This is a genomic window from Actinocorallia longicatena (genome assembly GCF_039534125.1).
GTDB lineage: Bacteria > Actinomycetota > Actinomycetes > Streptosporangiales > Streptosporangiaceae > Actinocorallia > Actinocorallia longicatena.
This window is the reverse complement of sequence record NZ_BAAAUV010000033.1, coordinates 58,504-70,403: the sequence shown is the minus strand read 5'-3', so window position 1 is coordinate 70,403 and position 11,900 is coordinate 58,504. Positions and strand designations below refer to the sequence as shown.

The window sequence follows — 11,900 nt, the reverse complement described above, 5'->3', positions numbered from 1 at the left end:
GCTTCGGTGGCGGCGGTGGCCGTCCCGGCCCCGGCGGCCGTGGTCGCGGCGGTACGGCGGGTGCCTTCGGGCGTCCGGGCGGCCGTCCGGCCCGTGGACGCAAGTCCAAGAAGCAGCGGCGTCAAGAGTTCGACAACATGCAGGCTCCCGCCATCGGCGGCGTCAACGCGCCGCGCGGCAACGGGAAGGTCGTCCGCCTGGCGGCCGGCGCCTCGCTGACGGACTTCGCCGAGAAGATCGGAGCCAACCCGGCCTCGCTCGTCGCGATCATGATGCACCTCGGTGAGATGGTCACGGCGACGCAGTCGGTCACCGAGGAGTCCTTCAAGATCCTCGGCGAGGAGCTGGACTTCAACGTCCAGATCGTCAGCCCGGAGGACGAGGACCGCGAGCTGCTGGAGTCGTTCGACCTCGAGTTCGGCGAGGACGAGGGCGGCGAGGACCTGCTGGTCTCGCGTCCGCCGGTCGTCACCGTCATGGGTCACGTCGACCACGGTAAGACGAAGCTTCTGGACGCGATCCGGAACGCCAACGTCGTGGCCGGTGAGGCGGGTGGCATCACCCAGCACATCGGCGCCTACCAGGTCGCGACCGAGGTCGAGGGCCAGGAGCGCAAGATCACCTTCATTGACACCCCGGGTCACGAGGCGTTCTCCGCCATGCGTGCCCGTGGTGCCGACACCACCGACCTCGTGGTCCTGGTGGTCGCGGCCGACGACGGCGTCAAGCCGCAGACGACCGAGGCGATCGACCACGCGACGGCGGCCGGCGTGCCGATCGTCGTGGCGGTCAACAAGATCGACAAGGAGGGCGCGGACCCGACGAAGGTCCGTGCGCAGCTCACCGAGTACGGCCTGGTGGCCGAGGAGTTCGGTGGACAGACCATCTTCGTGGACGTGTCCGCGAAGCAGGGCCTGAACATCGACGGCCTCCTCGAGGCGATCGTCCTCACCGCCGACGCCGAGCTCGACCTGCGGGCCAACCCCGACCAGGACGCTCAGGGCGCCATCATCGAGGGTCACCTCGACAAGGGCCGCGGCCCGGTGGCGACCGTGCTGGTCCAGCGCGGAACCCTGACCGTCGGCGACTCGATCGTCGCCGGTGGCGCCTACGGACGCGTCCGGGCGATGCTGGACGAGAACGGGGACCACCTCGAAGAGGCGGGCCCGTCCCGTCCGGTCATGGTCCTCGGCCTCACCGCCGTCCCCGGAGCGGGCGACTCCTTCCTGATCGTCGAGGACGACCGGATGGCGCGCCAGATCGCGGACAAGCGGGCCGCCCGCAAGCGGAACGCCGAACTCCTCAGGAGCCGGCCGAAGTTCTCGCTGGAGGACCTGTTCAAGGACCTCGAGAACCGCGAGCGCCAGGAACTGCTGCTCATCCTCAAGGGCGACATGTCCGGTTCCGTGGAGGCCCTGGAAGACTCGCTGCTCAAGATCGATGTGGGCGACGAGGTCAGCCTCCGGGTCATCCGCCGCGGCGTCGGCGCGATCACGCAGAACGACGTCAACCTCGCGGTGGCGTCCGAGGGCGCGGTCATCATCGGCTTCAACGTCCGTCCCGAGCGCAACGCGCAGGAGATGGCGGACCGCGAGGGCGTCGACATCCGCTTCTACTCGGTCATCTACAACGCGATCGAAGAGGTCGAGGCGGCCCTCAAGGGCCTGCTCAAGCCGGAGTTCGAAGAGGCGCAGCTGGGCACCGCCCAGATCCGCGCGATCTTCAAGGTGCCGAAGCTCGGCAACATCGCCGGTTGCATGGTCCAGTCCGGCACGGTCAACCGCAACAGCAAGGCGCGGCTGGTCCGTCAGGGCACGGTCATCGCCGACAACCTCACCGTCACCTCGCTCCGCAGGGAGAAGGACGACGTCACCGAGGTCCGCGAGGGCTTCGAGTGCGGTATCGGCATCGGTTACCAGGACCTGAAGATCGACGACGTGATCGAAACCTTCGAAATGCGCGAGAAGCCCAGGTCGTAGGTTCTTCAAACCCGTGGCGACCAGGGAACTTTCCCTGGTCGCCACGGGTTTTCTTACACGAGGTGATGAATACTTGTTCGTTGGGGCTCTGACCCTTGACCTGTTGCTCGGTGACGTACATTCGCTGAAAGAGAAGCGCGGTGTCGTCAGGCCGATCATCGCGGAGGTGCGGAAGCGCTTCCCCGCGGTCGCCGTCGCCGAGACGGGCGACCAGGACCTTCACCGCAGGGCCGAGATCGCGATCGCGGTGGTCTCGGGATCCGCGGGCAACTGCACAGAAGTGCTCAACGCTTGTGAGCGGCTCGTCGCGGGCCGCCCTGAGATCGAGTTGCTGTCGGCGCGGCAGCGGCTGTACGACGACGAGGAGTAGGCCATGGTGGATGCGGCGCGGGCGCGCAAGCTCGCCGACCGGATTCAGCAGATCGTGGCGGAGATGCTGGAACGGCGGATCAAGGACCCGAGGCTCGGGTTCGTGACGATCACGGACGCCAAGATCACGAACGACCTGCGTGACGCCACCGTGTTCTACACGGTGTACGGCACGGACGAGGAGAAGGCCGGAACCGCCGCGGCGCTGGAGAGCGCCAAGGGCGTCCTCCGCTCCGAGGTCGGCCGCAAGACGGGGATCAGGCACACCCCGTCCCTGACCTTCGAGCTGGACGGCGTGATGGACAACGCCCTCCAGATCGAGGAGCTGCTGGCCAAGGCCAAGCAGGCCGACGCCGAGGTGGCGGCCAAGGCGGTGGGCGCCGAGCACGCGGGCGACGCCAATCCGTACAAGATCGACGAAGACGATCTCGAAGAGGACGAAGACGAAGAAGAGGATTCGGCGGACGAGGACGCCGAGGAAAGCGGACACTCGTCTTCGTGAGCACGATCCCGGCGCAGTCCTGGGGCCAGGCCGTCCGAGCCATCGAGACGGCCGGGCAGATCAGCCTGGCCTGCCATATCAGTCCCGACGGCGACGCCCTCGGTTCCATGCTGGCCTTCGCCCACGGGCTGAGGCATCTGGACCGGCGGTTCACGGTCTCGTTCGGGGAGCCTTATGGCGTCCCGGCCATGCTGGCCTTTCTTCCGGGCCTGGAGATGCTCTCCGAGCCGTCGCTGTATCCGGCCGCGCCGGACGTGATGATCACGTTCGACGCGGCCCGCCGCGACCGGCTCGGCGGCCTGGCCCCGGCGGCCGAGCGCGCCCGGGAGCTGATCGTCCTGGACCACCACGTGAGCAATCCGGGGTTCGGGACCATCGACCTGGTCGACCACGACGCCGCCGCGACGGCCGTGGTCACCGACCAGCTGCTGACCCGGCTGGGAGTCCCGCTGACCAAGGACTCCGCCACCTGCCTGTACGCGGGCCTGGCCTCCGACACCGGCTCGTTCAAGTACGCCATGACCACCCCGGCCGTGCACGCGCTGGCGGGGCGGCTGATCGAGGCCGGCGCCAAGCCCGACGAGGTCTCGCGCGAGCTGTGGGACCGGTCCTCCTTCGGGCTGCTGAAGGTCCTCGGCATCGCCCTGGAACGCGCCGTGCTCGACGAGGCGGCCATCGGCGGGCTGGGGCTGGTCTCCACCACCGTGAGCCGCGCGGACCGGCTGGGCGTCGGATATGACCGCCTTGAGGGCATCATCGATGTTCTGCGCCGGGCCGACGAGGCCGAGGTGGCCGTCGTCGCGAAGGAGAACGACGAGGGACGCTGGTACGTCTCGACCCGTTCCAAGGGCGCCGTCGACGTCGGACGGGCCTGTGAGGCCCTCGGCGGCGGCGGGCACCGCCTGGCCGCCGCGTTCACCGCCGACGGCGACGTCCAGGCCCTCATCAACCGACTGAAGGAACTTCTGTGAGCAAGGTTGTCCCGCCGAGTGGGCTCGTGATCGTCGACAAGCCCGCCGGATGGACGTCCCATGACGTCGTGGCCCGGATGCGCCGCCTCGCCGGGACGCGCCGCGTCGGCCACGCCGGAACCCTCGACCCGATGGCGACGGGCGTCCTGGTCGTGGGGATCGAGAAGGCCACCCGCCTGCTCGGCCATCTCGCGCTGACCCGCAAGGGCTACGACGGGACGATCCGGCTCGGGGAGACCACCAACACCGACGACGCCGAGGGCGAGACGACGTCGCGGACCCCCGCGGGGCACGTCACGGACGAGGCGATCGCGGCCGGGATCGCGAAACTGACCGGCGAGATCCAGCAGGTTCCGCCGCAGGTCTCGGCGATCAAGGTCAACGGCGAGCGCGCCTACAAGAGCGCCCGCAAGGGCGAGGAGGTCGAGCTCAAGGCCCGTCCCCTGACGATCCACTCCTTCGAGACGCTGGGCGTCCGCAGGGACGGCGGCACCGTCGACGTGGACGTCTCGATCACCTGCTCCTCCGGCACCTACATCCGCGCGCTGGCCCGCGACCTGGGCGCCGATCTCGGCGTGGGAGGCCATCTGACGGCCCTGCGCCGCACGTTCGTCGGCCCCTACCGTCTCGACCAGGCCAGGACGCTCGAGGAACTCGCGGTCGAGTGCACGATCCTGCCGATCGCGGAGGCCGTCACGGCCGCCTTCCCGCGCCGGGACGTCACCGAGGCGGAGGCCAAGGCCGTCGAGCACGGCGGCCGTCTTCCCGCCCTCGGCCTGGGCGAGGGCCCGATCGGCGTCTTCGGCCCCGACGGGACCTTCCTGTCGCTGGTCGAGGAGGTCGGGAAGCAGGCGAAGCCGCTGGCGGTCTTCGTGCCGTGATCACCCTCACGTGCCAAAAGAACCTACGGTGCCGTAACCTACGGGTACGTAAGTTTTGAGGGGTAAGGAAGTGCGACCGTGGTGAACTCGACCCTGGAAAGAACCGCCGAAGCGGTGAAGCCCCGCCTGCGCGGCTGGCTCCACCTGGGAATGTTCCCCGCCGCCCTGCTGGGGGGCCTGGTCCTGGTCACCTTCGGCCCCACTCTCCAGGCCCGGATCGGCGCCGCGATCTACGCGATCACCAGCGCCCTGCTGTTCGGCATCTCGGCCACCTACCACCGCAACGACTTCGGCCCCCGCGGCTCGGCGGCCATGCGCCGTTTCGACCACGCGAACATCTACCTGATCATCGCCGGTACCTACACCCCGTTCGCCCTCCTGGCCCTGGACGGCCTGGCCCGCGAGATCATCCTCGGCACCGTCTGGACCGCCGCCATCGCTGGCGTGATCTTCAAGACCTGCTGGCTGAGCGCCCCCCGCTGGCTCTCGACCTTCTTCTACATCGCCCTCGGCTGGGTGGCCGTCCTGGCGATCCCCCAGTTCTTCTCGGGCGCGGGCGTCGCCGCGAGCGTCCTGGTCATCATCGGCGGAGCCCTCTACTCCGCCGGCGGTGTCGTCTACGCCCTCAAGAAGCCCGACCCCAACCCCGCCTGGTTCGGCTTCCACGAGGTCTTCCACGCCTTCACCCTCGCCGCCTACATCTGCCAGTACATCGCCGTCTCCCTGGTCGTCTACAACGTCTGACCCGGTCAGAGACGGAAGTCGGCGGTGACGGCGCGGTGGTCGCTGCCCGGGGTGGTGACGACGGAGGCGGTGGTGGGGGTGACGCCCCGGTAGAGGACGTGGTCGGGGCGGGTGACGGGGAAGGCCGAAGGCCAGGTGAAGCCGAAGCCCCAGCCGGCGGTGGACTGCGCGTCGTCGAGGGGGAGTTCGGTGAACCTGGTGTCGGTGGAGGCGGTGTTCAGGTCGCCCAGCAGGATGAGGCGGCGGGAGTCGTCGGCGTGCAGCGCCGAGGCCAGGTGGGCGAGGCTGGTGTCGCGGCCCCGGGTGGCGCCGGGGCGGGCGGAGCCCAGGTGGGCGACGTAGATCGTCACAGGGCCCTTGGGGGTGGTCAGGGTGGCGCTGAGCGCGCGCGTCCAGCCGAGGCCGAGGTCGATCCGCCGGACGCCGGAGATCGGGTAGCGGCTCCAGACGCCGACGGTGCCGAGCCGCTCGGTGTGGGGGTAGGCGCGGTCCAGGGTGCGGGTGCCGGTGGTGATCTCCTCGAGGGCGACCACGTCGGCCTTCAGCGAGACGAGTTTGCGGTTGAGCGCCAGCGGCTCGGAGTTGAACGCCTTGACGTTCTGGCTCACCACCCGCAGATCATGATCACCGCCCGGTCCCTGCCCCACCCAGAAAGCGCCGAACATCGCGGCCCATGTCACGGCGGGGAGGAGCGCCCACACCGACCGCAGGAGCGCCAGCGGGATGATCAGCAGCCCGAACCACGGGAGGAAGCTCTCCACGACCGTCCCCACGCCGCCCGGAAGGCGGGAGTGCCCGAGCAGCACGGCCGTGACCAGCACGGCCGCGACGGCGAGCCAGGGGCGGCGGGTGAGCAAGGTCATCGTCAGAAGCTACCGGCAGGGTGCCGGTGGGCCGAACTACCGGCGAGTAGAGTCGTGGGTACGGGGGGTGCGCCGTCAGAGCCCGGTGGACGGGCATGGCAGGCTAGTCCCGCTAGGACTCGTGTGACCTGAGGGAGCGGCAGTGCGGCGCTGGTACGGCCAGGACGAAGTGCCCCACGACTGGGGTCGATCGGTCGTGACCATCGGCGTGTTCGACGGGGTGCACCGCGGGCACCAGAGGGTGATCCGGCGGGCCGCCGAACTGGCCTCCGAGCTGGGCCTTCCCAGCGTGGTGATCACTTTCGACCCGCATCCCGACGAGGTCGTGCGGCCCGGAAGCCACCCGCCGCTGCTCGGATCGGCCAAGCGGCGCGCGGAACTGCTGTCGGAGCAGGGCGCGGACGCCGTCATGGTGCTGCCGTTCACGCTGGCGCTGTCGAAGGTCGGGCCGGACGAGTTCGTCCAGTCCGTCCTGGTCGACCGGCTCCACGCGGCCCGCGTGATCGTCGGCGAGGACTTCCGCTTCGGCCACAAGGCCAAGGGTGACGTGCCCCTCCTGGTGGAGCTGGGCGAGAAGTACGACTTTGAGGCTGAGGGAGTTCCACTGGTGGCCAACGGCGACACGATCTCGTCCACCGCGATCCGGGAGAAGCTGGCCGAGGGGGCCGTCGAGGAGGCGGCCCACGCGCTCGGCCGCCCGCACCGGGTCGAGGGCGTGGTCGTCAGGGGCCACCAGCGGGGGAGGGCCCTGGGGTTCCCGACCGCGAACGTCGAGTCCGTCCCGCACACCGCCATCCCCGCGGACGGTGTCTACGCGGGTTTCCTGGTCTGCGACTCCGACCGCTACCCGGGTGCGAGGTGGCCGGCCGCGATCTCCATCGGCACCAACCCGACCTTCGAGGGCGTGGAGCGGACCGTCGAGGCCTACGCCATCGACCTGGACGATCTCGACCTGTACGGCGAGCACGTCGCGGTCGACTTCGTGGCCCGCATCCGCGGCATGGTCAAGTTCAACTCGATCGACGAGCTGATCGAGGAGATGGGCCGCGACGTCGAGCAGGCCCGAGAGGTCACGCGCTCGGAGTAGAGCGTGATACCGTGAGTAGTCACCAGAGCTGTGCTGATCTCAGACATGCTCTGGTCATCGCCTGCTGCGCCCTCATAGCGGCAGGACGTTTCACGAACGCATCATGCGGCCCGCGGGTTCTCAAGGACCGGGCGGAGCTGCGGATGTCGAGCAAATCTAAGGAGTCACGTGTCCCTGGACACCGCCGTCAAGAACCAGATCATCGCCGAGTACGCGACCGTTGAGGGTGACACCGGGTCCCCGGAGGTCCAGGTCGCACTGCTGACCCGCCGGATCAACGACCTGACCGAGCACCTCAAGGCGCACAAGCACGACCACCACAGCCGTCGTGGCCTGCTGCTCCTGGTCGGCCGCCGCCGCCGTCTGCTGAAGTACCTGCAGAACAAGGACATCAGCCGCTACCGCTCGCTGATCGAGCGCCTCGGCCTGCGTCGCTAGCTTCACCTGAGGGAGTGATCCGTATCACCTGGATCACTCCCTCAGTAGTAACCTGACCTAGAACAACAACAGCCCGCGAACGCCATCCGGCGCGACGAGGGCCGGTCCTCGGTAGTGGCCACCAGATCCCTGGGTTCGATGAAAGTGATCACCCAGATCTGCGGGCTTCGATCGAAGACCGGCAAATGATCTCGGGCGAGGGGCGTTCGGCGGGGAAACATCGAAACCGGGAGGTTTCCCTTGTCCGATGCGATTCGCATGGACGGAGTCACGAGCTCCGAGGCCGTTATCGACAACGGCACCTTCGGCACCCGCAAGCTGCGCTTCGAGACGGGCCGTCTCGCTCGCCAGGCCGCGGGTTCCGCCGTCGTCTTCCTGGACGACGACACGATGATCCTGTCGGCCACCTCCGCGTCGAAGCGGCCGAAGGACAACCTCGACTTCTTCCCCCTCACGGTGGACGTCGAGGAGCGCATGTACGCCGCGGGCCGCATCCCCGGCTCGTTCTTCCGCCGGGAAGGCCGTCCCTCCGAGGACGCCGTCCTGACCTGCCGCCTCATCGACCGCCCGCTGCGCCCGTCCTTCGTCAAGGGCCTGCGCAACGAGATCCAGGTCGTCGTGACGGTCATGGCGCTCGACCCCGACCACCTGTACGACGTCGCCGCGATCAACGCGGCCTCGATGTCGACGCAGCTCGCGGGCCTGCCCTTCTCCGGCCCGATCGGCGGCGTCCGCGTCGCCCTGATCGACGGCCAGTGGGTCGGCTTCCCGACGCACTCCGAGCTCGAGCGCGCCACCTTCGACATGGTCGTCGCCGGTCGCACCCTCGCCGACGGCGATGTCGCGATCATGATGGTCGAGGCGGAGTCCACCCGCGAGACCCTCGGCCTGGTGGCCGACGGCGCGGTCGGCCCGACCGAGGAGACCGTCGCGCAGGGCCTCGACGCCGCCAAGCCCTTCATCAAGGAGCTGTGCCGCGCCCAGTCCGAGCTGGCCGCCACCACGGCCAAGGAGACCGCCGAGTACCCCGTCTTCCTGGACTACCAGGACGACGCCCTCGCCGCCGTCACCGCCGCCGTGTCCGGCCCCCTCGCCGAGGCGCTGACCATCGCCGCCAAGCAGGAGCGCGAGGCCAAGCTCTCCGAGCTCCAGGCGCAGACCTCCGAGCAGCTCGCCGAGCAGTTCGAGGGACGCGAGAAGGAGCTCTCGGCCGCCTTCCGCTCGCTCACCAAGAAGCTCATCCGCGAGCGCGTCACCCGTGACGGCGTCCGCATCGACGGCCGCGGCGTCAAGGACATCCGCCAGCTGTCGGCCGAGGCCCACGTGGTGCCCCGCGTGCACGGCTCGGCGCTGTTCGAGCGCGGCGAGACCCAGATCCTGGGCATCACCACGCTGAACATGCTCCGCATGGAGCAGACGATCGACACGCTCAACCCCGAGCGCACCAAGCGCTACATGCACAACTACAACTTCCCGCCGTACTCGGTCGGTGAGACGGGCCGCGTCGGTTCGCCGAAGCGCCGCGAGATCGGCCACGGCGCGCTCGCCGAGCGGGCGCTCCTGCCGGTCCTGCCGACCCGCGAGGAGTTCCCCTACGCGATCCGCCAGGTCTCCGAGGCCCTCGGTTCGAACGGCTCGACCTCGATGGGGTCGGTCTGCGCCTCGACGATGTCGCTGCTGGACGCGGGCGTGCCGCTCAAGGCGCCCGTCGCCGGCATCGCCATGGGCCTGATCTTCGAGGGCGGCGAGTACACCACCCTCACCGACATCCTCGGCGCCGAAGACGCCTTCGGCGACATGGACTTCAAGGTCGCCGGCACCAAGGAGCTCATCACCGCGCTCCAGCTCGACACCAAGCTCGACGGCATCCCCGCCGAGGTCCTCGGTGCGGCCCTCCGCCAGGCCCGGGGCGCCCGCCTCGCCATCCTGGACGTCATGGAGGACGCGATCGAGGGCACCGGCGAGATGTCGGAGTTCGCGCCGCGGATCATCACCATCAAGGTGCCCGTGGACAAGATCGGAGAGGTCATCGGCCCGAAGGGCAAGATGATCAACTCCATCCAGGCGGACACCGGTGCCGAGATCACCATCGAGGACGACGGCACCATCTACGTCGGCGCGACGAACGGGCCTTCCGCCGAGGCCGCGCGTCAGGCGATCAACTCGATCGCCAACCCGCACATGCCGGAGATCGGCGAGCGCTACCTGGGCACGGTCGTCAAGACCACGACCTTCGGCGCCTTCGTCTCCCTCATGCCGGGCAAGGACGGCCTCCTGCACGTCAGCCAGCTGCGCAAGCTGCACGGCGGCGTGCGGATCGAGAACGTCGAGGAGTTCATCAAGGTCGGCGAGAAGATCCAGGTCGAGGTCACCGAGATCGACCAGCGCGGCAAGCTGTCGCTGGTCCCGGTCGAGGTCATCGAGAAGGAGGCCGCGTCCGGTGACGCCGCCCCCGTCGCGGCCGTCGGCTCGGAGGCCCCGGCCTCCGCTCCCGCCGGTGGCGGCGACGACCGTCCCGCCCGCCGCACCCGGACCCGCCGCCCGGCGGGCGACCGCCCGCGCGGCGACCGCGGTGGCGACCGCGGCGGCGACGACCGCAACTCGTAGGTCGTCCGATAGCCGAATCACGTGACGGCCGACTGGTTCCGCGACACACTGTGCGCGGGCCGGTCGGCCTTCTTCTTCCCCATGTCTGAAGCGATCCGAGAAGAGTTCTTCCAGTGACTTCGTCCGCGACGGAACAGGCCCCCGGCAGCACCGTCACCCTGTACCCGGGCCACGACGGTGTCGGCACCGTCCGCCGGACCGTCCTTCCCGGCGGCCTGCGCGTGGTCACCGAGACCATGCCGACGGTCCGCTCGGTCGCCTTCGGCATCTGGGCCGGGATCGGCTCGCGCGACGAGGACCTCGCCGACGCCGGTGCCACGCACTACCTCGAGCACCTGCTGTTCAAGGGCACCGAGCGCCGCTCCGCGCTGGAGATCTCGGCGGAGATGGACGCCGTCGGCGGTGACCTGAACGCCTTCACGGCCAAGGAGTACACCTGCTACTACGCCCGCGTCCTGGACGACGACCTGCCGCTCGCGGTCGACGTCGTCTCCGACATGGTCACGGGCTCCCTGATCACCGCCGAGGACGTGGACGCCGAGCGCGGCGTCATCCTCGAGGAGATCTCGATGCGCGACGACGACCCGTCGGACCTGATCCACGACGAGTTCTCGATCGCGATGTACGGCGACGCCCCGCTGGGCCGCCCGATCCTCGGCACCGTCGAGACGATCAACGCCCTCCAGCGCGACGGCATCGCCCGCTACTACCACTCGCACTACACGCCGCCGAACCTCGTCGTCGCGGTCGCGGGCAACATCGACCACGACAAGGTCGTCGCCCTGGTCGCCAAGGCCTTCGAGGGCAAGCTGTCGGGCGGGGACAAGCCCGCCGCGCCCCGGCTCGGCGGCGACCCGACCCCGACGCTCGGCGGCGGCACCCGCCTCATCGTCGATGACACCGAGCAGGCCCACATCGTGCTGGGCGTCCCGGGCCTGGCCCGCAACGACGACCGCCGCTTCGCCCTGGGGGTCCTGAACGCGGCCTTCGGCGGCGGCATGTCCTCGCGGCTGTTCCAGGAGATCCGGGAGAAGCGCGGCCTGGCCTACTCGGTGTACAGCTACACCAGCCAGCACGCCGACACCGGCTCGTTCGGCCTGTACGCCGGCTGCCAGCCCGCCAAGATCGACGACGTCCTGAGGATCTCGCTCGACGAGTTCGCCAAGGCAGCCAAGGCGGGCATCACCGCCGAGGAGCTCTCCCGCGGCAAGGGCCAGCTCCGCGGCTCGACCGTCCTCGGCCTGGAGGACACCGGCTCGCGGATGTCGCGCATCGGCAAGTCCGAGCTGGTCTACGACAGCCTGCTGTCGGTCGACGAGGTCCTGTCGCGGATCGACTCCGTGACCCTCGACGAGGTCAACACGATCGCCCGCGAGCTCCTGGAGCAGCGTCCGACGCTGACCGTCATCGGGCCCTTCGAGGGCCGTGACTTCGAGGTCTGACCCCCGCGTCTGACCTT

11 protein-coding genes are annotated in these 11,900 nt (G+C 69.4%); 10 read left to right on the top strand and 1 reads right to left on the bottom strand.

What is annotated here, in order from left to right; translation table 11 throughout:
* The 6 genes from infB to trhA all read left to right on the top strand — a co-directional run.
* Positions 1–1,979 (top strand): translation initiation factor IF-2 (gene infB, locus ABD785_RS36375; RefSeq protein ID WP_344837920.1); only part of this gene is annotated, 1,979 nt, incomplete at its 5' end.
* A 73-nt stretch (positions 1,980–2,052) separates the two neighbouring features.
* Positions 2,053–2,349 carry a DUF503 domain-containing protein gene (locus tag ABD785_RS36370; protein ID WP_344837917.1) on the top strand — a complete coding sequence of 99 codons (297 nt, stop codon included), beginning with the start codon at positions 2,053–2,055 and terminating at the stop codon, positions 2,347–2,349.
* A 3-nt stretch (positions 2,350–2,352) separates the two neighbouring features.
* On the top strand, positions 2,353–2,850 hold the full coding sequence (rbfA, locus tag ABD785_RS36365; protein WP_344837915.1) for a 30S ribosome-binding factor RbfA: 498 nt from the start codon (positions 2,353–2,355) through the stop codon (positions 2,848–2,850).
* The gene (locus tag ABD785_RS36360) at positions 2,847–3,821 is read left to right on the top strand and encodes a DHH family phosphoesterase (protein WP_344837912.1); all 975 of its coding nucleotides are present in this window, start codon (positions 2,847–2,849) and stop codon (positions 3,819–3,821) included. Before rbfA ends, ABD785_RS36360 begins: the two co-directional genes overlap by 4 nt.
* Positions 3,818–4,702, top strand: coding sequence for a tRNA pseudouridine(55) synthase TruB (gene truB, locus ABD785_RS36355; protein ID WP_344837908.1), 885 nt, complete (start codon positions 3,818–3,820; stop codon positions 4,700–4,702). The genes ABD785_RS36360 and truB overlap by 4 nt, the downstream gene beginning before the upstream one ends.
* An 81-nt stretch (positions 4,703–4,783) precedes the next feature.
* Positions 4,784–5,446, top strand: coding sequence for a PAQR family membrane homeostasis protein TrhA (gene trhA / locus ABD785_RS36350; protein ID WP_344837925.1), 663 nt, complete (start codon positions 4,784–4,786; stop codon positions 5,444–5,446).
* Positions 5,447–5,451: 5 nt separating this feature from the next.
* Here the strand turns inward: trhA and ABD785_RS36345 are convergent, their stop codons facing one another.
* A complete protein-coding gene (locus ABD785_RS36345) occupies positions 5,452–6,309 on the bottom strand; it encodes an endonuclease/exonuclease/phosphatase family protein (protein ID WP_344837905.1) in 858 nt (285 codons plus the stop codon).
* Positions 6,310–6,451: 142 nt separating this feature from the next.
* On the opposite strand from ABD785_RS36345, the gene ABD785_RS36340 reads away from it, so the two are divergent.
* The 4 genes from ABD785_RS36340 (at position 6,452) to ABD785_RS36325 (ending at position 11,883) form a co-directional block, all read left to right on the top strand.
* Complete coding sequence (locus ABD785_RS36340; RefSeq protein WP_344837903.1) at positions 6,452–7,396, top strand: bifunctional riboflavin kinase/FAD synthetase; 945 nt, start codon at positions 6,452–6,454, stop codon at positions 7,394–7,396.
* A 168-nt stretch (positions 7,397–7,564) separates the two neighbouring features.
* Complete coding sequence (gene rpsO / locus ABD785_RS36335) at positions 7,565–7,834, top strand: 30S ribosomal protein S15 (RefSeq protein WP_344837900.1); 270 nt, start codon at positions 7,565–7,567, stop codon at positions 7,832–7,834.
* A 258-nt stretch (positions 7,835–8,092) separates the two neighbouring features.
* The gene (locus ABD785_RS36330) at positions 8,093–10,441 is read left to right on the top strand and encodes a polyribonucleotide nucleotidyltransferase (RefSeq protein WP_344837898.1); all 2,349 of its coding nucleotides are present in this window, start codon (positions 8,093–8,095) and stop codon (positions 10,439–10,441) included.
* Positions 10,442–10,554: 113 nt separating this feature from the next.
* On the top strand, positions 10,555–11,883 hold the full coding sequence (locus tag ABD785_RS36325) for a M16 family metallopeptidase (protein ID WP_344837895.1): 1,329 nt from the start codon (positions 10,555–10,557) through the stop codon (positions 11,881–11,883).
* Positions 11,884–11,900 lie beyond the last annotated feature (17 nt).

Excerpts from the sequence above, each read along its gene's own strand:
- rbfA (WP_344837915.1), top strand. The coding sequence starts at position 2,353 with ATGGTGGATGCGGCGCGGGCGCGCAAGCTCGCCGACCGGATTCAGCAG.
- ABD785_RS36345 (WP_344837905.1), bottom strand. The coding sequence starts at position 6,309 with ATGACCTTGCTCACCCGCCGCCCCTGGCTCGCCGTCGCGGCCGTGCTG.
- ABD785_RS36330 (WP_344837898.1), top strand. The coding sequence starts at position 8,093 with ATGGACGGAGTCACGAGCTCCGAGGCCGTTATCGACAACGGCACCTTC.